This window comes from Candidatus Tectomicrobia bacterium (genome assembly GCA_016192135.1).
In the GTDB taxonomy this organism is placed as follows: domain Bacteria; phylum UBA8248; class UBA8248; order UBA8248; family UBA8248; genus 2-12-FULL-69-37.
This window is the reverse complement of the sequence record JACPUR010000030.1, coordinates 80,719-102,451: the sequence shown is the minus strand read 5'-3', so window position 1 is coordinate 102,451 and position 21,733 is coordinate 80,719. Positions and strand designations below refer to the sequence as shown.

Below are 21,733 nucleotides of genomic sequence, written 5' to 3'. Positions count from 1 at the left end.
CCCGGAGCGCTGCGGGAGCCACCGGCCCCCCGGCGGGGAGGGCCTAGGTGGTCAGGGTGGGCGCCTCGGGGCGCCGGGCGCCCCGCCGGAGGAGCAACTTGAGACCCATGGCCGCCTTGCGGCGGAAATCCACGAGGGAGCGCACCCGGCCCAGCTCCCGGAGGACGAACCGGGGGCGGCCGTAGAACTTGCGGTGGCCGTACTGCTGGATTTCGCGGAGCTCCGCCTCCTCGAAGTCGGGGTTCCAGAACTTCACCCGGAAGCCCTCCTGGGGGTTCTCGGCGAACTCCTGCCAGTAGTCGTGGGGGATGATGCCCGTCCTGAGCATCCGCTCGTAGAGCTCGGTCTTGGGGTAGGGGGTGCAGATGGAGAACTGGCAGTAGTCCGGGTCCAGCTCCACGGCGAAGTCGAAGGTGGCCTCCATCTCCTCCCGCGTCTCCCCCGGGATGCCGATCATCATGTAGGCGTAGGCCCCGATGCCGGCCTCCTTGGTCTGGCGGAAGACCTTGCGCACCAGGTCCGGGGTGATGCCCTTCTCCATGTAGTCGAGGCTCCGCTGGCTGGCGCTCTCGACCCCGTAGTGGATGCGGTAGCAGCCCGCCCGGCGCAGGTCCTTGAGGAGGGCCTCGTTGATGCAGTCCACGCGGGAGCTGATCTTGAACTGGACCTTGAGACCCCGGCGGATCATCTCCTGGCATATCTCGTGGACGCGCTGCTTGCGGATGGTGATGGTGTCGTCCACGAAGAAGAAGTCCTCGATGCCCTGCGCCGTCAGGGCCTCCACCTCGTCCACCACGTTGGAAGGCTCGCGGTAGCGGAACTTCGTGCGGCGGATGTCGCAGAAGGTGCAGGCGAAGGGGCAGCCCCGGGAGGACTGGATGGTGGCCGTCACGTCGCTCGCCCCGATGAGGTTGTTGTAGTTGCGCAGGTTGATGAGGTGCCGGGCCGGGAAGGGGAGGAGGTTCAGGTCCCCCGAGTCCCCGCGCAGGAAGGCCACCCTGGGCTTCTCCCCGTCGTGCCAGCTCAGGCCCGGGATGGCCGCCAGCTCCTCGGGGCGCTCCCCCCGGTCGATGGCCTGGGCCAGCATGAGGAAGGACTTCTCCCCGTCCCCGCTGATGACGTAGTCCACCTCCTTCAAGCGCACCGACTCGCCCGGGTAGTAGTTCGCGTGGTGCCCCCCGAAGACCACCCGCGCCTTGGGGTGGTGCTTCTTCACCAGGGCCGCCGCCTTGCAGGAGTCGATGAGGTTGAAGGTGAGGACGCTCACGGCCGCGAGGTCGATGGGCCGCCTGCGGATCTCCTCCTCCAGCCGCTCGTAGTCCATGCCCAGGGCCGGGGCGTCGATGAAATCCGTCTTCTCCCCCGTCTCCCGCTCGTAGTAGGCCGCCACGTAGAGGAGGCCCAGGCGGGGGTAGACCCCTCCCCCCTGGTTGATCTGGGCGGGGAGCGAGCTCTCGATGGAATGGGTCTCGGGGGGCGAGATGAAGACCACGTTCACCGGCTGGAACCCTCCCTCCCCGGCCGCCCGGGGAGAAACCAAGTCAAAAGGCGGGAAATCCCAAAAGCGGGGGGCATCCTAGCACACTCCTCCGAAATTGACTTGGGGGAGTGAAACGGCCTCTCCGGCAGGGGGGCGCCCGGGCCTTTCGCCGTCATTCCGAGCGCCGCAGGCGCGAGGAATCTTCGGGAAAGAAGAACATGAAGTCGGCTTAACCAAAGCGGATCCCAAAGAGACCGCCTGTTTCGGTTTCATCTGTAAGCTGCGGCTCAATAACGAAGTCACGCACATTAAAATCGTGGCGGAAACCTTCCTTTGGAAGGGCATCGGAATTCATTGTCACTATGTATTGAAAATTGTGTTCCTTCGCTTTTTCACTTCCAATCTGAAGCGCATTGGCCACCTGTCGCTCGTCAACGCCATCGAACAAGTGGCTATCGTGAACGAGAAATCCGGGGCCAAGGCCGCGTTCGGCATTGAGCGCCATAAGCATCATGTCAAAACAGAATATTTGCATGTTCGTAATCCCGCGACTCCTTGCTCCTTCAATTTTCACCTCAAATCTTGGTCCGCCTTCGCTCGTGGAGATAACAAGGTTTCCTGCCCTCTCGTAAAGTTCAGAAGAGAGTTCGCCAAACTTTATAATGGCGTTTCTAATCGTCTCTTCCTGTTCATGATGGTCTTCCTGAAGCCTCTGCAAGAGCTGAGTCCGTTCAATGGCAACGCTGGTCTGTCGGTTCTCCAGGTCCTCCGCAAGCATTAAACTTTGGCGAAGGCTTTGGGCTTCCCCCTCGCTGCGGGCTAACTCTTCTTGAATTTTTGTGTAATGCTCCAGGGCTCCACCGCTCCTAAGTATACCCATAATCTGTGCGCGACGGGTTTCACGTTCCGCCATCTCTCGCTCCCGGCCTGCAATACGTCTGTTCGCTTGGTCGATTTCAGATTGAAGATGGGCACGACGATTCTCGATAATGGCCTGATGAAATTTAATTACATCCTCAAAACGTTTGGTAACTTTTTCCGGCAGGATAACGCCGGCTTCTTTGTAGACTTGCCCCAACTGCGCCACGCCAGGCGGGTCTTCCTGGTGAAAAGCCTCTTCCAGTTTCGCGGCAAGCGCCCGGTCAGTGGTGTTATCGTCGGAGTGGCTTCGAATTCTCGCGGTTATCTCATTGGCTTCTCTTTCAAGTGCACTATATTCAGGGACGACCCTAAATTCAGCCAATGCTGTTTGAAACCTGCGAACTCTTGCTTCGGTCAGGGTAACGCGCGTCCGAATGTCGGCAGCCGCTTCCAAGAAACCAACAAAACCACCTTCCTTAATCCCTTTACGAAGTTCCTTGATTGTCCGTTCCTTTATCCGAAGTTCCTGGAAGCGGCGGGGAATGGTCCAATCGAGCCCGAGAAGAAAACTAAGCGCAACCTGAATATCCCATGACTGCTGTTTGGAATTTTGACTTTGCGGTTCATGGAATGCGCCGGAGGAATGGCGCCGGACAAAATAAGAGAAAAGCTGCCGAAAGGTGGGTTCAAAGGGACTTTTACCGATTTCCTGGTGAACGTCCAGCCCGAAAGTGATGTTTCCCAGAGTCTCTCGCCAATGAACGTTCGAAATTATGGGGTGGGAATATTTCTTATTCTGGCGTGGCTGGTACGGCCATTTTCCTGTAGACCCATGAAGAATCTGAATGTCAGCGGGCTTTTGGCCGCTACGTCCGATTGTGGTTTTCTCATCTCCTAGGTCAAAGTCGATAAAGAAAGTATGGTCCTGAAGAGCCTGTGTGCGAAAGATACTCCCCTTCCCTGCTTCACCGCCGAAAAGAAAATGGATGATCTCAATGATGCTGGATTTTCCGGCGCCGTTCCGGGACTGACGGTCAGTCGATTTATCGGTCTTATCAGCCAGAATGATATTCAATCCTTCTCGAAAGCGCAGTGGCTTAAAGCTGCCAAGGTCACTGATGATTTCTCGAATCATGACTGAGACCTTTGGACCTGACCTCTTTCAAAAGTAACCGCCTCAAGCAAAAACAGCAGGTCCAAGGATAGAATGAACCATTCGTAGGTGACGGGTGCGACGCCGGGTCTTCGGGAGCGCAAGAGACGAAAATCCTCCCAAAGGCGTGAAACGGTTTGGGGGGTTTGCAAAAGCCCAAGGACATCCGCCCCCACTGCGACCAGGGCTCGGTCAGGGCGAAGATGTTTGGTTGGCAATATCATGCGGAAAATACCACCGCATCCGGGTCTTCGAAAATGTCGCAGCGCTCAAAGAAATAAGAAACGACAGCGAGAACCGCTGTATTGTGAGCACTACCATTCCCTTGGTTGAATCCGCAAAAGCGGAGAATTCCAACAAATATTTCTTCGCTGTTCAAGCCAGTATTGCGCAAAGCGTCGTATTGATTGCGGAAGGTTTCGGCAATCTGGTCGGCAAAGGCCGGGTCGGGCCACTTTTCAAGAAATTTTTGGACCTCGCGTTCAAGATGACGGCCAAGGTGAAGGAACCTCGTTGTATCCTCTGAAAGATTGTTGTGAGCAATTTTCTCCGGGGACGGAGCTTTGATAACCGGTTCCGGATCTGGAATGCTTTTTGATATCGCGGTAAGGACAGTCTGCAGTTCAGGAAAACTGATTATCTGCGATTGCACCTTGGTAGGTTGTGGGCCAAACAAATCCACCAAGTCAGCTTCGTCCAACTTCTCCATCTCTCCGATCAACTCCGGTTCGGACCACCAGAATACCTCCACCTTCTTCTTTTCTGATGTTTTCAGCACATGAAGGTGACGAACAACACCGCCGGGCAAACCGTCATTGTCATTATGGACGAAGACCCACTGTTTCATTTGGTCGCGCCAGTGCTTCTTGGCTCCAGGGTAATCCACTTTAATTTTGTGGATGGTTTCTTTTTCTTTGAGCTCCCGAGGCGCATAACACTGGTAAACCGCTCCCTTGGAACTGAGGAAACCGTCGCATTTGAGATCGCCATGCTTACCGTAGGGGCGCACCTTCTGGAAATCGGCTTTGTAGACGCGTTGCATGATGTCTGAAAAAAGATTCTGAAATTCAGTTGCAGTGCTTCTCAGGAAGCGGACCTGGAAGTTCTTTCGATAGAATAGGCGCTGAGTTTCATCCATGAAGACGTTTTCCCAAACTGCCAAGCCTGTGGTGCGCGTCGGGATAGACGAAGTCCACCGTCCTTGCCCTCACTTCAACATCCCGATCGACCGGGCGGAGCCAGAATAGTATCGCCTCCAAATTATTCCGCCAAGAGATAAAGCGCGAATTTTCGCCCCATGCCCTACAAGCAGATTCCTCGCTACGCTCGGAATGACAAGAATCGGCTGAAACCGGGGACTTTCCGGTAGGCCCCTACCCCCTAATGCCCCTTTTTCATGCGCTCAAGGCCTTTCTTGTACTTGACGCAGGGGTCCTCGCGCGGGTGCGCGGGGGTGAACCAGAGGGCGTCGTAGGCCCCGGGGCGGGCGCGGTAGGCCTCGGGGCGGGTCTCCCCATCCCGGACCTCGGCGAAGGCCAGGGCGAACTGCTCCACCCCGGGCGCGAGGGCGTCCAGATCCGAGGGCACCCCCGTCTCCCGCTCGGCGTGCCCGCCCCCGGTGATGAGCAGGGCGCCCTCCGAGCCCTCCCTCAGGGCGCGGGCCATGGTCAGGGCCATCGTCCGGTTGCGCGCCCGCCAGGACTCGAAGAGGTTCCCCAGCTTCTCCCGGGGCAGGGCCCGGCAGTGGGACTCGAAGAACACGTCCAGCATGGTCTCCCGCTTCCCGGGGTCCGGGGGGCCCAGGGCCAGCTCCCGGGCGAGGTCCGGGGGCAGCTCGCCCAGCCCCTTCCGGGAGACCCTCCCCGCGAGCGCCCGGGGGAGGTCCGCCGCCAGGACGGGCAGCCCCGCCCGGTGGGCCAGCTCCACGAGGGGCGCGTACATGGACCAGTCGGGCCAGCCGCGGCGGTCCCAGCCCGTCACCTCGGGCACCTTCGAGAGGTCCGCCTCGGGGTCGCGGAGCAGCTTCGAGAGGGCGGGCTGGACATCGGTGCTGAACATCTCGAAGGCCAGGGCGTGCCGGCGCCCCCGATCGAGCAGTGCCCGGTAGGCCCGGGCCTGGAGCCGGTGGTGGATGGGGTTGTCGTGGATTTCGCCCAGGTAGACGGCGCGGGCCCGCGCCATCCGCTCGAAAAGCGCCTCCTCCGTGAGGAACCCGCCCGTCCGGGGCGACCAGACGCGGCCCTCGAGCGGATGCTTGTCCGCCCCCTGGGCGGCGGAGAACCCGGGGGAGACAAGGAGCGCAAGGATCGAGAGGAAGGGAAGAAAATATTTCTTCACGGCCGGGAAACCTCGCTTCCGGGGGATTAGGAAAGACTTGCCGGCTCCGCAGGAGAGTCTGTAGGGGCGAACCTCGTGTTCGCCCTAGGCGGTCTCAGGTTGAAGAGAGGGCGATGACAAGCATCGCCCCTGCGGAACGTCCTCGCCCTGCCCCTTTCGATCCCCCCTCGGCAGGGCGGCCGGCGGGGAGTATATTCCGTCCACGGGAGGAAGAAAGCGGTGCTCCGCATCGAGCCCATGACGACCGACGCCGACGTGGAGGCCGCCCGGGCGCTCCTGGAGGAGTACGCCCGGATGCGGGACGTCTTCGTCTGCTTCGACCGGGCCGAGCGCCACCACCGCGAGGTGGCCGGGCTCAGGAGCCTCTACGGCCCGCCGGGCGGCGCCTTCTTCCTGGCCTGGGCGGAGAGCGAGCCGGCCGGCTGCATCGGCCTCCGTGACCTGGGGGACGGGGCCTGCGAGATGAAGCGCCTGTTCGTGCGGCCCGGCTTCCGGGGCCGGGGCATCGGCCGCAGGCTGGCCGAGCGGCTCGTCGAGGAGGCCCGGCGCGCGGGGTACGCCCGGATGCGGCTCGACTCCCTCGCCTGGATGAAGGAGGCCCACGCCCTCTACCGCTCCATGGGCTTCCGGGACATCCCCGCCTACCACGACCGGGGCCAGCCCGGGGAGCTCTTCATGGAGCTGGACCTCTCGGTCCCCGCCCCGCGGCCGGGCGCCGCCTCGAAGGCCTAGGGCGGTATCCCGCCGGATCGTTCACTCCACCCTTCCGTCAGGAGGCGCTAAGCCTGTCATTCTGAGGCCCGCAGGGCCGAAGAATCTCGGTGTGGATTTTCAAAAGGCAAAACCGAGATGCTTCGCGGAGCCTGTCCTGAGCGCAAGCGCAGGGCTCAGCATGACACCTTCGCGGAGCCTGCCACGCCTCCCTACCCCTTCGCCCCCAGGGCCCGGGCCGCCGCCCGCTGGTCCTTGGGCTTCACCCACAGGATGGCGGCGAAGCGGCGCCCCCCGGCGCACAGGCCCGTCACGGCCGTCACGTTGATCCCCGCCTCCCCGAGCGACCCCAGCACGCCCGCCAGCGCCCCGGGCCGGTCGGTGCCCTGGACGAGGAAGGCCTTCTTCTTGGGGCCGAGCTTCACCCCCTCGCGCCGCGCCACCCGGAGGAAATCCGACCCCTTCGCCGGCACGAAGTCCACCTGCACGCGGCTCCCCTCCGGGAAGGCGTGCACCGCCAGGAAGCTCACCTTCGCCTTGCGGAAGGGCTCGAGCATCCTCGCCCCGGCGCCCGGCCTGTCGGACGACATGATGTTGTAGTAATCCACCGTGCGGATGGTATCGGCCATGGTCCACCTCCTTGGGATGTGCGCCCGGACGGGCGGGGAAGAATGGCGGGGCCTGCTCCCCCACTATACCCCGGGACAATTCACCGGGGAAACGAACCGTCCGCGGCGCCTTGCGTCCGTAGGGGCGGCCGGCCGGCTGAAGGCCGGTCGTCCCTACGGAGCGGCTTTCTCCCTGGCCAGGGCCCGGGCGCGGACCTCGGCCAGGGGGAAGGCGGGCCCGGGATCGGCCTTGCGCCCCGGGGCGATGTCGTCGTGCCCCAGTACCTCCTCGATCCCGTAGGCCCCGGCGAGGAGGCGGGCCAGCTCCACGGCGCGGGCGATCTGGGCCTCCGTGTAGCGGTGCCACCAGGATTCCTGCGCCTCGTTCTTGTGCCGCGCCCGCAGCGCCTCCTCCGCCGGGACCGGGGCCCGGAACCAGGTGCGGAAGCCGTCCTGCGAGCGCGCGAGGCGCCCCGGGTTGTCCATCTCGATCCCGATGGACCAGGCGTTCAGCCCCGTCAGCTCCCCCCACCGGCTCTCGCCCGCGTGCCAGGCGCGGACGCTGAAGGGCGCGAGCTGGAAGATCCGCCCGTCCCGCGCCACCACCGCGTGGGCCGAGGCCCGGGCCGCGGGGGTGCAGAGCCACTCCGCCGCGCTCTCGGCGTCGCGGCCCGCCGTGTAGTGGAAGACCAGGAAGCGCGGGGCGAGGGCCCCGCCCGCGTTGGGCGTGGCCCGCCGGACGACGCCCTCCCCCTCCAGCCAGTGATCCAGAAGCCGCATCGGAGCCTCCCGCGAATGGTTTTTGGGGCTCGAACATCGGTGAATATTGGTGAATCCGGTGAATTTTTTCGCCTGGAATATCGTGAAATATCGTGAACAGATCCCTGAGAAGCGGACTTTTCCGCTTGCCGCGGCCCGCAGGACGGGTTTCGGAACCCGCCCTCCGCCCGGAGGCGGGCCCGCGCCCTCGGACAAGATAGCCCTCCGGCCGGCGCGGGCCGTTACCGCAATTTCGTCCAATTTCGCGCTGGTTCATGCACAGAGGAAAAATCCATGGGCGGGGTCCGGATATGATAAAATTCTGAACCTTCCGGTGATTTGGTGCGGAGACTGCGCATGGCGTCGGAGAGTGCCCCCCAGAGCGGCCGCGTCGAGCGCAGGCTCGCCGCCATCCTCTCGGCCGACGTCTCGGGCTACAGCCGCCTCATGGGCGAGGACGACGAGGCGACGCTCCGCACCCTGAGCGAATACCGGGAGCTCCAGTTCTACCTGATCGGCCACCACCGGGGCCGGGTGGTGAACGCCCCGGGCGACGCCCTCCTGGCCGAGTTCTCCAGCGTGATTGACGCGGTGACCTGCGCCGTGGAAATCCAGAAGGCCCTCGCCGGGCGCAACGATAAGCTGCCCGAGAGCCGCCGGATGGAGTTCCGCATCGGGATTCATCTTGGCGACGTGCTGGTGAAGGATGGGGCCCTCTACGGGGACGGTGTCAACATCGCGGCCCGGCTGGAGGGGCTGGCCGACGGGCGGGGCATTTGCGTCTCCCGGACGGTCTACGAGCAGATCCAGAAGAAGCTCGACTGCGGGCTGGAGTACCTGGGCGAGTACCTGGTCAAGAACATCGCCGAGCCGATCGAGGTGTACGGCGTCCGGGTGTTCCCGGAGGACAGCTCCCAGCGGCGCAGGCGCCGCGCCCTCACGGCGTGGCATGGCGCGGTCCTGGGCGCCCTGGCGGCCCTGCTCCTGGGGGGAGCCGGATTCTGGCTCGTGGGAGATTTCCTGCTTTCCCTCCTGCCGGAGGCCGGGGCCGGCCGGCACGCGCTCCTTGCAGCGACAGGGACCGATTCCCGCCTCGCCCTGAAGCCCCTCACCAAGGAGCTTAGCCCCGGGACGGCGTTCCAGGAATGCGCCGATTGCCCGCAGATGGTGGTGGTCCCGCCGGGGAGCTTCGAGATGGGCTCCCCGCCGGAGGAGAAGGAGCGCCGCCCCGACGAGGGCCCCCAGCGCCGCGTCACCCTCGCCAAGCCGTTCGCCATCGGGCGGTACGAAGTGACCTTCGCGCAGTGGGACACCTGCGTGCGGGCCGGCGGCTGCTCGTACAAACCCCAGGATCGCGGCTGGGGGCGGGGGAACCGGCCCGTCATCTACGTGAGCTGGAATGATATCCAGGAATACCTCCGGTGGCTGAGCGCGCTGACCGGCCGCGAGTACCGCCTCCCCTCCGAGGCGGAGTGGGAGTATGTCGCACGCGCAGGCTCGCAGGCCCCCTACTGGTGGGGGAAGGAACTGAAGCCCGATCACGCGAACTGCGAGCGGTGCGGCAGGAATCCCTCCCTGCGGACCACGCCCGTGGGCTCTTTCCCGCCCAATCCCTTCGGCCTGTTCGACATGCACGGCAACGTCTGGGAATGGACGGCGGACTGCTGGAACGGCACCTACGCCGGCGCTCCCTCCGGCGGCGAGGCTTGGACGAGCGGCGAGTGCGAACTCCGCGCCCTGCGCGGAGGCGCCTGGGGGATTGCGGGGGTAGATCTCCGCGCCGCCCGCCGCATCGCGAGCAAGGTGGACGCCCGCAGCGGCAAGCAGGGCTTCCGGGTGGCGATGACGCTGCCGTGACCTGGCTGAATCGTCCGCAGGGCGCATGGCCATGAGCCCTGCGGAAAAGGCACGAATGGCCTTTTCTTCCGCCCGTTTATCCGGAATCCCCCCAGTTGACCCCCTCCCCCCCGGTGGAGGAACATGGCGGGGCCATCCCTTCCGGAGAGAGGCCATGCACCTTCCCTACGACGGCCCCAAGCTGGACCGCCTGATGGAGGAGGCGGGGGCGGACCTCGTCCTGGCCTTCACCCGCCACAACATCCGCTACCTCTGCGGCGGCTACTTCTACCATTTCCACGAGCGCTTCCAGGCCATCGCCGAGGCCCAGTACACCGCGCGCAGGCTCGAGGCCGGGATGGTCATCTCGATCGAAACCGACATCCGCCACCCCGAGGTGGGCTACGTGAAGATCGAGGACACCGTCGCCGTCACCCCCTCGGGCTGCGAGGGCCTGGGCGACCTGGGCCGCGACCGATGGGCCGTCGCCGCGGCGTGAGCGGCCGGGCCGCACAAAGGAGACCCATGGAAGAGAGACTCCCCGCGCGCCCGCCCCGGCGGGGCAAAGAGCAATACCGCCTCCTCACCCGCGCCGACCTGGACGGGCTGGCGAGCGCCGTGCTCCTCAAGGAGCGGGAGATGATCCGCGAGATCGTCTTCGTCCATCCCCAGGACATGCAGGAGGGGAAGGTCGCCGTCACGAAGCGCGACATCACGGTCAACCTCCCGTATGTGAAGGGGGCCCACCTCGCGGTGGACCACCACGTCAGCGAAAAGCGGCGGGTGCGGTCCCGCGCCAACTACATCAACGACCCCTCGGCTCCCTCCGCCGCGCGCGTGCTCTACCGCCACCTGGGCGGGCCCGGCCGCTTCCCGGCCTACACCAAGCCCATGATGGCCGCCGTGGACAAGGCCGACTCGGGCCGCCTCACGATGAAGGACGTCCTCTACCCCCGGGGCTGGACCCTCCTGCACTTCCTCCTCGACCCGCGCACGGGCCTGGAGCGCTTCCGCAACTTCCGCCTCTCCATCGAGGAGACGCTGCTCGGGCTCTCGGACCTGGTGCGCGCCCAGCCCATCGGCAAGGCGATGAAGGACCTGGACATCACCGAGCGCTCGGGCCGCTACTTCGTCCTGGAGGAGAAGTTCCGGGAGCAGCTCCGCCGGTGCGCCACCGTGGCCGACCGCATCGTGACCCTGGACCTGCGGCGGGAGGACCCCATCTGGCCGGGGAACCGCTTCATGATCTACGCGCTCTTCCCCGAGTGCCGGGTCTCCATCACGCTCCTGCCCGGCCGCAAGCGCCGCCAGACCGAGATCTCGGCGGGGAAATCCATCTTCGACCGGAGCGCCAAGTGCAACATCGGCCAGATACTCCTCGGCCACGGCGGGGGCGGCCACGCCGCGGCGGGGGCGTGCCAGGTGCCGGAGGGCAAGGCCGACCGCGCGGCGAAGAAGATCCACGAGGCCGTCCTCGCGGCGGGATGACCGCCGCGCCGAGGCCATCCATGCGTCACGGATTCGTCACGAAAGCGCCGCGCGGGCCGGCTACACTCGGCTTCCTGGAAATAACGGCCCCAGGCGCCTCCGCGCGCCCGGCCGCGCGAGCCGGGGACTTTGATCGGACAATCAACCGGGAGGATTCCCTCATGCGTTCCTTCTGCCTGAGCCGGCGCGGGCTGCTCTCGGCGGCTCTTCTCTCCGCGCTGGCGCTCCTCGCGGCGCCGGCCGGCGCCGCGGGCCTCGAGCCCAAGCTCGTCATCGTCACCTCGTTCCCCAAGGATCTCTACAGCGTCTACGCCCGGGCCTTCGAGAAGAAGCACCCGGGCACCAAGGTCGAGGTGCTGAACAAGGGGACCTCGGCGGCCATCGCCTACGTGCGGGAGACGGCCTCGAATCCCCCGGACATCTTCTGGGCCTCGGCGCCGGACGCCTTCGAGGTGCTGAAGGCGGCGGGGCTCCTCCAGAAGTACGAGGCGAAGGCGGGCGGCATCCCGGCCCGGGTCGGCGCCTATCCGATCAACGACCCGGACGGCTTCTACAAGGGCTTCGCGGCCTCGGGCTACGGCATCATGTGGAACACCCGCTACCTCAAGGCGAAGAACCTGCCCGAACCCCGCGAGTGGGACGACCTGAAGAAGCCCGTCTACCACGGCCACGTCGCCATCTCCGCCCCCTCGCGCTCGGGCACGACCCACCTCACCATCGAGACCATCCTCCAGGGCGAGGGCTGGGAGAAGGGCTGGCGGACCGTCCTGGAGATGGCGGGCAACTTCGCCTCCGTGACCGAGCGGAGCTTTGGCGTCCCCGAGGGGGTGAACAACGGCCAGTTCGGGATCGGGATCGTCATCGACTTCTTCGGCTTCTCGTCCAAGGCGAGCGGCTTCCCGGTGGAGTTCGCCTACCCCAAGGTGACGACGCTCGTGCCGGCCAACATCGGCATGATCAAGAACGCGAAGAACCCCAGGGCGGCGGGCGCCTTCATCGACTTCCTGCTCTCGCCCGGGGGGCAGGTGCTTCTCCTCGATCCCAAGATCCAGCGGCTGCCCGTCCTCCCCTCGGCCTACGAGAAGGCGAAGGGCCTGCCCAACCCCTTCAAGGACGCCTCGATCGGCGCCGCCGTGAAGTTCGACACCCGCGTCTCCCGGTCGCGCTACCTCGTCGTGAACGCCATGTTCGACCAGGTCATCACCTTCCGCCTGAAGGAGCTGACGGCCGCCTGGAAGGCCATCCACGACGCCGGGGCCAGGCTCAAGGACAAGGCCGACGCCCAGGCCATCGCGCTCCTGGGCCGCGCCAAGGAACTGGCCGGCTCGGTCCCCGTGAGCGCGAAGCAGGCGGCGGACAAGGAGTTCCTGAGCATCTTCCGGCCCCGGAAGAAGGGCCAGGCGCCGCCCAAGCGCCAGGCGGAGATCGAGGCCGAGTGGGACGCCTTCGCCCGGCGGAACTACGCCGAGGCGCAGAAGCTGGCCCGCCAGGCGGTCTCGATGATGAGGTAGGGGGGAGCGGCAACAATAGGCCCGCTGAGGTTGGTTGGCAGCGGAGCCCCTTGTCGTTTTTCCGCGGGGGCGAGGTTTCCCCCTCCCTCCGGGCCTTCGCCCGCCGAAGCGAATGTGGCGAAGGCGGAAGGGCTCCGGCCCGCGGAGGCGGGAGGGGGCAGGGGGAGGGAGGACCTCATGGTCATTCCCCCTCCCCAACCCTCCCCCCCCGCCCCAAGAACCTGGGGGAGGGAGAATGGCCCGTGATGTCATTCCGAGGGCCGATGGCCCGAGGAATCTGCTTCTGGTCTTCAAAAGCAGATTCCCCGCGGAGCCTGTCCTGAGCCCTTCGTTTCACTCAGGGTAAACTCCGCGAAGGGCTCGGAATGACAAGAAGGGCGGATTTGGATTCCGGTTTTTCCCCTCCCTCCGGGAGGGGGCAGGGGGAGGGAGGACTCTAACGGCGCCTCCCCCTCCCCAACCCTCCCCCGGGGGGGAGGGAGAATGGCCCGCTGATGTCATTTCGAGAGTCAACGCCCCAAGAATTCAGTTTTCAACCCATAGCCCGGCGATAAGACAAAGGGAGGAGGGCTTCATGCGCCGCAACGCGGGCACCGCGCTGGCCGCGCTGGCGATCGCCCTCTTTCTCCTGCTCTTCCTCGCGGTGCCGGTGCTCCAGGTCATCCTGGCCGCCTTCTCGGACGGGCGCGGCGGCCTGACCCTGGTCCACTTCCAGGACTTCTTCGGGGCGGCGCTCTTCGTCGAGTCCTTCTGGAACTCCCTCTACGTGGCCCTGATGTCCATGCTGCTGGCCACCCTCATCTCGGTGCCGCTCGCCTACTTCACCACCCGGCTCGAGCTGGGCGGGGCAATCCTCATCCAGAGCCTCGGGATCATCCCCCTCATCATCCCCCCCTTCGTGGGGGCGGTGGCCATGCAGCTCGTCTTCGGCCGGAGCGGGAGCGTGAACCTGCTGCTGGAGCGCTGGCTCGGCGTCACGGTCCCCTTCATGGAGGGGCTGAACGGCGTCATCTTCGTCGAGACCCTGCACTACTTTCCCTTCCTGCTGATGAACCTCTCGGCCAGCCTCGCCAACATCGACAGCTCCATGGAGGAGTCCGCCCAGAACCTGGGGGCGAGCGGCTTCCGCCTCTTCCGTCGGATCGTCTTCCCCCTCGCCATGCCGGGCTACGCGGCGGGGGCGCTGCTCGTCTTCACGAAGGTGTTCGACGAGCTGGGCACCCCGCTCCTCCTGAACGTGACCCAGATGCTGGGCCCCCAGGCCTACCTCCGCATCACCACCATCGGGGTGGCGGACCCGATGGGCTACGTGCTCTCGGTGATCATGGTGGCCTTCTCGCTCCTCGCCATGGGGCTGGCGGGGCTGGCGCTCCGGGGCAAGGAATACGCCACCGTGCAGAAGGGCGCGGGAGGCCTCTCGAAGAAGCCGCTCCGGCCCTGGGAGAAGGCGGGCTGCTACGCCGTCGTCTTCCTCATCCTGGCCCTGGTGCTCTCCCCCCACCTGGGGATCTTCCTGCTCTCGGTGGGGAGGGTGTGGTCCTTCAGCGTGCTGCCCGAGGGCCTGACCCTCCAGCACTACGCCGAGGTCTTCCGCGAGACGCCCCAGTTCATGACCAATACCCTGCTCTACAGCGGGCTCGCCGCCGGGATCGACGTCATCGCCGGGACGGCCATCGCCTACCTCATCCTCCGCACCCGCATCCCGGGGCGGCACCTGCTGGACTACGTCTCGATGGCCTCCCTCGCCATCCCCGGGGTGGTGCTGGGGATCGGCTACCTCCGCACCTTCCACGGCGTGGCCCTGCCCTGGAGCGGGGAGCCCCTCGCCGCCTTTTGGCCGGTGCTGGTGGTGGCCCTCTCGGTGCGGCGGCTGCCCTACGCGCTCAGGGCCTGCGTGGCCGCCCTCCAGCAGGTGCACCCCTCGCTCGAGGAGGCGGCGGAGAACCTGGGGGCCCACCGGCTCCGGACGGTGGCGCGCGTCACCGTGCCCCTCATGTCGGGGGGCATCCTCGCCGGCTTCGTGGCGAGCTTCGTGACGGCGGCGGTGGAGCTTTCGACCACCCTCATGCTCGTCTCGACCGACGCCAACGCCCCTCTCTCCTACGGCATCTACGTCTACATGCAGAGCGCGGCGGGGCGGGGCCCGGGGGCGGCGCTGGGCATCGTGGCGGTGGCGCTGATGGCGGCGGGCGCCTACCTTTCGAACCGCTTGATCGGCCAGGGCAAGCTCGGGGTGGGGGCGGCGGTCCCGGCCGCCCGGGCGGAGATCCCGGCGGGGGCGGGGGCATGAGCGCCGGGGTCGTCATCGAGGGCGTGAGCCTCGCCTACGGGCCCGTCCAGGTCCTCCGGGACGTGAGCCTGGAGATCAGGCCCGGCGAGTTCTTCGCCTTCCTGGGCCCCTCGGGCTCGGGCAAGACGACGCTGCTGCGCCTCATCGCGGGCTTCGGCCGCGCGCAGGCCGGCCGCGTCCTCATCGGGGGCCGGGACGTCACCGGGGTGCCCCCCTGGCGGCGCAACGTGGGCATGGTCTTCCAGAACTACGCCCTCTGGCCCCACATGAGCGTCTGGCGCAACGTGGCCTTCGGCCTCGAGGAGCGCAGGCTCCCCCGGGCCGAAGTCGCCCGCCGGGCGGAAGCCGCCCTCGACCTCGTGGGCCTTGGCGGCTACGGCGCCCGGCGGCCCTCCCAGCTCTCGGGCGGGCAGCAGCAGCGGGTGGCGCTGGCGCGCACCATCGTCGTCGAGCCCGAGGTGCTCCTCCTCGACGAGCCCCTCTCGAACCTCGACGCCAAGCTCCGCGTCCAGATGCGCGGGGAGCTCCGCGACCTCCAGCGCAAGCTCGGCACGACCGCCGTCTACGTGACGCACGACCAGGAGGAGGCCAACACCATCGCCGACCGGATCGCGGTGCTGGACGGCGGCGTCATCCAGCAGCTCGGCACCCCGATCGAGCTCTACGACCGGCCGGCCAACCGCTTCGTGGCGCAGTTCCTGGGGACGGCCAACCTGATCGAGGGCCGGGTGCGCGGCGGCGCCTTCGAGGGAGCGGGCGGAATCCGCGTCCCCCTGGGCGCTCCGGCGGAGGAGGGCCCGGCGGGCCTTGTCCTCAGGCCCCACCACCTCCTCGTCCGCCGGAAGAACGAGCCGGCCCCGGCCGGCGCCGGGCGGCTGGAGGGGGTCGTGCGCGGGCGGGAGTTCCTGGGCAGCGCCGTCCGCTACCGCGTCGAGGCGGGGGGCGCCCTCCTCCTCGCGGACGGGCCCCACCGCCGGGGCGAGGTCCCCCTCGTCCCGGGCGAGGGGGTGGCGCTCTGCTTCGAGCCCGACCAGGCCATCCTGCTTCCGGGGTAGGATGAAGGATGAGGGGAAAAGCGGCGGCCGCCGCGAGCCTCCCCCTCACCCCGGCCCTCTCCCAGAGGGAGAGGGAGGCGTGGCGCCGTTCACTTTGGGGGCGAGAGCAAGATGAACCGCGGCGCCCCTCTCCCATTGGGAGAGGGGTCGGGGGTGAGGGAAGATGTCCCCCCAAGGGCAACGCTTACCTTTGGCGAGCTTCATAGAGCCATCATCGACCTTCCCGAATGGACGCCCGCCCAGGGCGAATACGAGGCCTTCGCCCTCCGAAGGGGGCTTCGGCCTCCGAAGGAAGGTTCGCCCCTGCAAATCCACCCCCCCGCCTCCGGAATAATCGTTGCGCCCTCCCCTCCGCCTGGCATACACTTTCTCCAATCTTTCAAGCATTTCGAGGCGGCTTCTTTCATGGAGTCCGTGGACCGATCCCGCCCGGAGCGGGGGGCTGGGCCGCCCCTTCTCCCGCGCGGGGGGCGCTGGGTTTCATTCACGCGAAGGAGGGCGCGAACATGAAGACGAAGGGATGGATGGGGCTGGCCGCGCTGGCGGCCGGATGGCTGGCTGTGGCCGGCGCCGCCCAGGCGGCGGAGCTCAAGATGATGACCGGGCCGCAGGGCGGCTCCTGGTATCCGCTCGGCGGGGCGGTCGCCGAGATCGCCAAGCGCGAGCTCAAGGGCGTGAACATCACCGTCCAGCTCGGCGCCGGCATCAGCAACGTGAAGGGCGTCGAGGCGGGCAAGGCCGACCTCGGCCTGGGCAACTCCGTCTCCACGGCGGACGCCGTCCTGGGCCGGAAGCCCTTCGACAAGAAGACCCAGAACGTCCGCCACGTGGCGACGCTCTACCTGCAGTACTTCCACGCGGTGGTCCTGGACAAGGGCGGCGACACCATCCGCACCCCGGCCCAGCTCAAAGGCAAGCGCCTCACCACCCAGGCCGTGGGCAACACCGGCGAGCAGATGGCCCGCCACTTCCTCGCGACGGGCGGCCTCACCTACAAGGACCTCGCCAAGGTGAACCACGGCTCCTACAACGACTCTGTGGCCCTCATGCGGGACGGGCACTCGGACGCCTTCATGCTGGTCACCACCATCCCCGCTCCCGCCCTCATGGACCTGGCCACGGGCCGCAAGGTCGCCTTGATGAACCTGGACGACGCCACCTTCCAGAAGCTCCTCAAGCTCAACGGCGGCTACGCCCGGCGCAACATCCCGGCCGGAACCTACAAGGGCCAGGACAAGGACGTCTCGGCCTTCGGCACCTACACCCACCTGATCGCGAGCGGAAAGCTCTCGAACGACTTGGTCTATCAGCTCACCAGGGCGATGGCGAAGAACCTAGCGTCCATCCACGCCGTGGTGCCCGCGACCAAGGGCCTCACGCCCAAGGAGATGGCCGCCGACGTGGGCGTGCCCGTGCACCCCGGCGCGGCGCGGTACTACAAGGAGATCGGGGCGCGGAACTAGCCGGAGGACCGGCTCGTGGAAGGCGGTGTGGGGCGTCCACAGGGTTTCTTGATCGGCCTCATCGCCGCCGGGATGTCCCTCTTTCACCTCTACATCGCCATGGCGGGCGCCCCGGAAGCTTTCGTGCTCCGGGGCGTCCACCTGGCGCTGGTCTTCTGCCTCGTCTTCCTCGCCCGGCCCCAGGAGGGATACGGGCTCTCGCGCCTGCTGGAGTACACCTTCCTCTCGGGCGGCAGGCTCGCGGCGGGGCTGCCCCGCCTGGGGAACCTCGTTCTCCTCGCCTGCTCGCTCGCGCCGCTCCTCTACATCTTCTGGAACCTCGAGCACCTCAACAGCCGGATGGTGTACGTGGACTCCCTCACCGGGGCGCAGACGGCGATGGGCGTCCTCCTCGTCCTCATGGTGCTCGAGGCCTCGCGCCGCACCCTGGGCCCCACCCTCACCCTGACCGTCCTCGCCTTCATCTTCTACGCCCTGGCCGGGCCCTGGCTGCCGGGCCCCATGCGCCACGCCGGGCTGAGTCTCGAGACCCTGCTGGACATCGCCTACCTCTCTCCCGACGGGATTTTCGGCATCCCCCTCGGCGTCTCGGCGACCTACGTCGTGCTGTTCGTCATCTTCGGCGCCTTCCTCGAGCGCACGAACACGGGCGCCCTGTTCATGGACCTGGCCTCCGCCCTCGCCGGGCGCTCGCCCGGCGGCCCGGGCAAGATCGCCTGCATCTCGAGCGGGTTCTTCGGCACGATCTCGGGGAGCGCGGTGGCGAACGTGATGGTGGACGGCTGGCTGACCATCCCGCTGATGAAGCGCACCGGCTTCCGCGGCCACGTCGCGGCGGCGGTCGAGGCGGTGGCCTCGACGGGAGGCCAGATCATGCCGCCCGTCATGGGGGCGGCGGCCTTCGTGCTGGCCGAGCTGGCGGGCATCCCCTACAGCCAGGTGGCGCTCCAGGCCGCCATCCCCGCCCTGCTCTACTACCTGGCGCTCTTCATGGCCATCCACTTCGAGGCGCGCCGCACGGGGCTGCGGGGCCTGCGGCCCGAGGAGATCCCCCCCCTCCGGGGGGTGCTCGCCGCGCGGGGGCACATGCTGGTCCCCATCCTCGTCCTCGTCTGGCTCATGTGGGAGGGCTACACCGCCTTCCTCGCCGCCTTCTGGTCCACCGTCACCGTCGTCCTCATCTCCTCCCTGCGGGCCGGGACCCGGCTGGACCTCAAGGGCTTCTACGGAGCGCTCCAGAGCGGGGCCCACAATTCCGTGGGGGTGGCCGCCGCCTGCGCCTCGGCCGGAATCGTCATCGGCGTCATCGCCCACACCGGCCTAGGGATCAAGTTCACGAGTTTCATCCTCTCCCTCGCCTCGGGGAGCCTCATCCCGGCCCTGGCGCTCACCATGGTCGCCGGCATCATCCTGGGCATGGGGATGCCCACGACGGCGGCCTACGTGATGCAGGCCGCCCTTCTCGTCCCCGCCCTCATCAAGCTGGGCGTCGTCCCCATCGCGGCGCATCTGTTCGTCTTCTACTTCGCCATCATCTCGGCCATCACCCCGCCCGTGGCCCTGGCCGTCTACGCCGCCGCGGGCATCGGCCAGACCCCCCTCTGGGCGACCGGCATCGCCGCCGTCCGGCTGGGGGCGACGGGCTTCGTCGTGCCCTTCTTCTTCGTGTACGGCCCGGCGCTCCTCCTCGTGGGGGACTGGGGCCAGGTGGCCCTCGCGGTGCTGAGCGCCTGCGCGGGGGTGGTGCTCCTCGCGGCGAGCCTGCACGGCTTCCTCCTGGCCCCCCTGCGCCCCTGGGAGCGGCTAGCCACCGGCGCCGCCTCCCTGCTGCTGATCCACTCGGGATGGCTGACGGACCTCATCGGGCTGGCGCTCGCCGGGGCCGTGATCGCCTCGCAGCGCCTGGCCCCGCTCCCCGAGGCCCCGCCGGCCGCCGCGGAGCCCGGGCGGATGTTGCCGCAGGAACCCTCTCCCTCCGGGAGAGGGTAGGGTGAGGGGGCGCGGACGAGAGGCATTCCCCCACCCCGGCCCTCTCCCGGAGGGAGAGGGGGCAAGACAGCCCCTCTGACGCGGCATTCGCGAGGCGCAGGGGCGGTTCGCGAACCGCCCCTACGGGTTCGCATGGCCTTGGATTCCTCCCCCGAAGGGGAACAGGCCATCACGGCCGGTCCGTGCTACCCTCACGCATGAATCCTTCTCCGCCGAGGAGCGTTTCCATGCCCCAGCCCCCTTCGCCCTTCCTGGGCCTCCAGCACATCGGCCTCAAGGTCCACGACATCGAGGCCGCGCTCGACTTCTACGTCGGCAAGCTCGGCTTCACCATCACCGAGATCCACCCTCCCGGCCGGGTGCCCGGCGTGGACTTCGGCCTGGCCTTCCTGCGCTGCACCGCCCTCCACCACGACGTGAGCCTCTTCTTCTGGCGCCGCTGGGAGTGCCCCGCCCCCGAGGTCAACACCATGCAGCGCCCCGGGCCCGGCATGCACCACATCGCCCTCCAGGTGGCCTCCCGCCGCGAGCTCGAGGCCTGGGAGAGGCACCTCACGCGCCTGGGCGTCGAGATCGTCTGGGCGCGCGCCATCCACAGCCCCACCCATCCCGAGGGGGACGGCCTCTGGGGCGAGAACCACGCCTTCTATATCTCCGACCCCTCGGGCAACTGCATCGAGATCTTCTGCGACATGGCCCTCTTCGACCCCGCGCGCAACGAGGTCTACTCGGGCTGGTTCCGCGACCGCCTCACCCGCGACGGCCACGACCCCAACTCCGCCTCCCCGCCCAAGCCGTGGAAGGAGGACTATTCGTTTTTGGAGGAGAAGAGGTAGGAAGCTACGAGCTTATCCAGTCACCGTGGTTTTCTTGACTCATCCAGATACAGGAGATACACGCTGGCCTCTTGTGATTTTGGCAAAAAAAAGGCGGCTGACGGCATATTCAATGCCGCGGACTCCAATAAAAAGGAGCCCTGTCAACCGCATAAACAATATGGCCCCTTTTGGGGCTACTGTCAATGAATTAACCTGTGCACGATAACTTGTCTGTCAATAAATTCAAATAATTACGGCAGCTGCGCCACCCTTCTGTACAGCGCCGGGGAGCCGTGGGTCATGGCGCAGGGGGCCCAGCGCTCCTCGTGGCGGATGGCCCGCCAGAGCTTGTGGTCGAGGAACTCCTCGGACGCGAACTCGTGCAGGATGAAGTGGCGGGGCGCCCCCTCCATGGCGAGGTAGCGCCGCACCCGGATGAAGCCGGGCGCCATGGCGCACCAGGGGGCGTACTCGGCCTCGTACCAGACGTTGAAGCCGTCCATGTCGGCGGGCCGGATGTCGAAGCGGTCCACGAAGGCGAGCGGCCCCAGGCCGCTCTCTTCCCCGGGCCGCCCGGCCGGGGGGAGCGAGGCGGCCGCCAGGGTGTAGCGCTCCATCCCCATCATGCGCTGGTGGAAGGCCCGGTCGCGCTCGCCGCGGTTGCGCCGGAGCGCCGCGTAGGGCTCGCCGTAGAGGTCCGCGAGGGCGGGCGTCTCGTAGAGGGTGAGGAAGGGCGGCGCCGAGGAGGAGCGGTCGTCTCCTTCCCCCGCCACCAAGTCGTAGGAGGCACAGGCGCAGAAGCCGACGGCGAGCCGGGCCGGGAACATCTCCTCCCGGAGCCACTCCCGGAACTCGGCGTGCCAGCGGGCCTCCAGGTCGCAGAAGATGGCGAGGAGGCCCAGCCCCCGCGCCGGCATCCCGTCCAAGGGCGGGGCTCCCTAGCCCGGGAGGCCGGGCGCGGGCAGGGGCGCGCCCTTGTCGCCGGCGGAAGACGCGGAAGCCGTTGAACCTTCAGGCACCTGAGGCACCCTCCCCGGAAAGATCGAGCGCGCTGTCCGGCATGGCCCGGCAATTATCCGGGCGGGCGGAGGGCGGGGTCAACCGGGGGCCGGGGCAGGATGACATCCCCCTGCAGGGCACATCCGCGGGGGCGTATTGCAATACGCCCCCGCGCCGCCTTTGGCGGTTCTTGTCTGTAGGGGCGGTCGCAAACCGCCCCTACGGACCAGGCGCCTCACGCATATTCATCCGTAGGGAGGAAGGCCCCCTCTCCCTTTGGGAGAGGGCCGGGGTGAGGGGATGCCCCTCGCCCGCGCCCTCACCCTACCCTCTCCCAGGGGGAGAGGGAAAACCGTAGGGGCGGTCCGCGAACCG

Annotated in this window: 17 protein-coding genes; 10 read left to right on the top strand and 7 right to left on the bottom strand. The window is 67.0% G+C overall.

Going from position 1 to position 21,733, the window contains the following annotated elements:
• Nucleotides 1-43: 43 nt before the first annotated feature.
• The 4 genes from HYZ11_12795 to HYZ11_12780 all read right to left on the bottom strand — a co-directional run bounded on the left by HYZ11_12795 (nt 44) and on the right by HYZ11_12780 (nt 5,831).
• Complete coding sequence (locus HYZ11_12795; GenBank protein MBI3128476.1) at nt 44-1,498, bottom strand: B12-binding domain-containing radical SAM protein; 1,455 nt, start codon at nt 1,496-1,498, stop codon at nt 44-46.
• A gap of 211 nt (nt 1,499-1,709) precedes the next feature.
• Complete coding sequence (locus HYZ11_12790) at nt 1,710-3,476, bottom strand: DUF2326 domain-containing protein (protein ID MBI3128475.1); 1,767 nt, start codon at nt 3,474-3,476, stop codon at nt 1,710-1,712.
• A gap of 238 nt (nt 3,477-3,714) precedes the next feature.
• Nucleotides 3,715-4,632, bottom strand: coding sequence for a hypothetical protein (locus HYZ11_12785; protein MBI3128474.1), 918 nt, complete (start codon nt 4,630-4,632; stop codon nt 3,715-3,717).
• A 242-nt stretch (nt 4,633-4,874) separates the two neighbouring features.
• Nucleotides 4,875-5,831 carry a ChaN family lipoprotein gene (locus HYZ11_12780; protein ID MBI3128473.1) on the bottom strand — a complete coding sequence of 319 codons (957 nt, stop codon included), beginning with the start codon at nt 5,829-5,831 and terminating at the stop codon, nt 4,875-4,877.
• 219 nt (nt 5,832-6,050) lie between these two features.
• Between HYZ11_12780 and HYZ11_12775 the strand changes: the two genes are divergently transcribed.
• A complete protein-coding gene (locus tag HYZ11_12775) occupies nt 6,051-6,563 on the top strand; it encodes a GNAT family N-acetyltransferase (protein ID MBI3128472.1) in 513 nt (170 codons plus the stop codon).
• Between the two features lie 191 nt (nt 6,564-6,754).
• On the opposite strand, the gene HYZ11_12770 is transcribed toward HYZ11_12775, so the two are convergent.
• Both HYZ11_12770 and HYZ11_12765 read right to left on the bottom strand, forming a co-directional pair.
• Nucleotides 6,755-7,171: a hypothetical protein gene (locus HYZ11_12770; GenBank protein ID MBI3128471.1), complete on the bottom strand. Its 417-nt coding sequence runs from the start codon at nt 7,169-7,171 to the stop codon at nt 6,755-6,757.
• Nucleotides 7,172-7,324: 153 nt separating this feature from the next.
• A complete protein-coding gene (locus HYZ11_12765) occupies nt 7,325-7,930 on the bottom strand; it encodes an N-acetylmuramoyl-L-alanine amidase (GenBank protein ID MBI3128470.1) in 606 nt (201 codons plus the stop codon).
• A 336-nt stretch (nt 7,931-8,266) separates the two neighbouring features.
• On the opposite strand from HYZ11_12765, the gene HYZ11_12760 reads away from it, so the two are divergent.
• From HYZ11_12760 to HYZ11_12720, 9 genes are all read left to right on the top strand, one after another.
• Nucleotides 8,267-9,766 carry an SUMF1/EgtB/PvdO family nonheme iron enzyme gene (locus HYZ11_12760; GenBank protein ID MBI3128469.1) on the top strand — a complete coding sequence of 500 codons (1,500 nt, stop codon included), beginning with the start codon at nt 8,267-8,269 and terminating at the stop codon, nt 9,764-9,766.
• Between the two features lie 154 nt (nt 9,767-9,920).
• The gene (locus HYZ11_12755) at nt 9,921-10,244 is read left to right on the top strand and encodes a M24 family metallopeptidase (GenBank protein MBI3128468.1); all 324 of its coding nucleotides are present in this window, start codon (nt 9,921-9,923) and stop codon (nt 10,242-10,244) included.
• 26 nt (nt 10,245-10,270) lie between these two features.
• Nucleotides 10,271-11,233, top strand: a complete 963-nt coding sequence (locus HYZ11_12750; GenBank protein MBI3128467.1) for an exopolyphosphatase — start codon at nt 10,271-10,273, stop codon at nt 11,231-11,233.
• Nucleotides 11,234-11,394: 161 nt separating this feature from the next.
• The gene (locus HYZ11_12745; GenBank protein ID MBI3128466.1) at nt 11,395-12,744 is read left to right on the top strand and encodes an extracellular solute-binding protein; all 1,350 of its coding nucleotides are present in this window, start codon (nt 11,395-11,397) and stop codon (nt 12,742-12,744) included.
• A gap of 574 nt (nt 12,745-13,318) precedes the next feature.
• Nucleotides 13,319-15,034 (top strand): iron ABC transporter permease, encoded by a 1,716-nt coding sequence (locus HYZ11_12740; GenBank protein ID MBI3128465.1) that lies wholly within the window; start codon nt 13,319-13,321, stop codon nt 15,032-15,034.
• Entirely contained in the window at nt 15,031-16,089 is a 1,059-nt protein-coding gene (locus tag HYZ11_12735; protein ID MBI3128464.1) for an ABC transporter ATP-binding protein, read from the top strand. Before HYZ11_12740 ends, HYZ11_12735 begins: the two co-directional genes overlap by 4 nt.
• A gap of 506 nt (nt 16,090-16,595) precedes the next feature.
• Nucleotides 16,596-17,552, top strand: a complete 957-nt coding sequence (locus HYZ11_12730) for a TAXI family TRAP transporter solute-binding subunit (GenBank protein MBI3128463.1) — start codon at nt 16,596-16,598, stop codon at nt 17,550-17,552.
• Between the two features lie 72 nt (nt 17,553-17,624).
• Nucleotides 17,625-19,541: a TRAP transporter permease gene (locus tag HYZ11_12725; GenBank protein ID MBI3128462.1), complete on the top strand. Its 1,917-nt coding sequence runs from the start codon at nt 17,625-17,627 to the stop codon at nt 19,539-19,541.
• Between the two features lie 227 nt (nt 19,542-19,768).
• Nucleotides 19,769-20,377: a VOC family protein gene (locus HYZ11_12720; protein MBI3128461.1), complete on the top strand. Its 609-nt coding sequence runs from the start codon at nt 19,769-19,771 to the stop codon at nt 20,375-20,377.
• 233 nt (nt 20,378-20,610) lie between these two features.
• On the opposite strand, the gene HYZ11_12715 is transcribed toward HYZ11_12720, so the two are convergent.
• Nucleotides 20,611-21,285 carry a hypothetical protein gene (locus tag HYZ11_12715; protein MBI3128460.1) on the bottom strand — a complete coding sequence of 225 codons (675 nt, stop codon included), beginning with the start codon at nt 21,283-21,285 and terminating at the stop codon, nt 20,611-20,613.
• Between the last annotated feature and the right edge of the window lie 448 nt (nt 21,286-21,733).

Coding starts and splice junctions, on each gene's coding strand:
- HYZ11_12790 (MBI3128475.1), bottom strand. CDS start 3,476: ATGATTCGAGAAATCATCAGTGACCTTGGCAGCTTTAAGCCACTGCGC.
- HYZ11_12785 (MBI3128474.1), bottom strand. CDS start 4,632: ATGGATGAAACTCAGCGCCTATTCTATCGAAAGAACTTCCAGGTCCGC.
- HYZ11_12770 (MBI3128471.1), bottom strand. CDS start 7,171: ATGGCCGATACCATCCGCACGGTGGATTACTACAACATCATGTCGTCC.
- HYZ11_12765 (MBI3128470.1), bottom strand. CDS start 7,930: ATGCGGCTTCTGGATCACTGGCTGGAGGGGGAGGGCGTCGTCCGGCGG.
- HYZ11_12760 (MBI3128469.1), top strand. CDS start 8,267: ATGGCGTCGGAGAGTGCCCCCCAGAGCGGCCGCGTCGAGCGCAGGCTC.
- HYZ11_12755 (MBI3128468.1), top strand. CDS start 9,921: ATGCACCTTCCCTACGACGGCCCCAAGCTGGACCGCCTGATGGAGGAG.
- HYZ11_12750 (MBI3128467.1), top strand. CDS start 10,271: ATGGAAGAGAGACTCCCCGCGCGCCCGCCCCGGCGGGGCAAAGAGCAA.
- HYZ11_12745 (MBI3128466.1), top strand. CDS start 11,395: ATGCGTTCCTTCTGCCTGAGCCGGCGCGGGCTGCTCTCGGCGGCTCTT.
- HYZ11_12740 (MBI3128465.1), top strand. CDS start 13,319: ATGCGCCGCAACGCGGGCACCGCGCTGGCCGCGCTGGCGATCGCCCTC.
- HYZ11_12735 (MBI3128464.1), top strand. CDS start 15,031: ATGAGCGCCGGGGTCGTCATCGAGGGCGTGAGCCTCGCCTACGGGCCC.
- HYZ11_12730 (MBI3128463.1), top strand. CDS start 16,596: ATGAAGACGAAGGGATGGATGGGGCTGGCCGCGCTGGCGGCCGGATGG.
- HYZ11_12725 (MBI3128462.1), top strand. CDS start 17,625: ATGTCCCTCTTTCACCTCTACATCGCCATGGCGGGCGCCCCGGAAGCT.
- HYZ11_12720 (MBI3128461.1), top strand. CDS start 19,769: ATGCCCCAGCCCCCTTCGCCCTTCCTGGGCCTCCAGCACATCGGCCTC.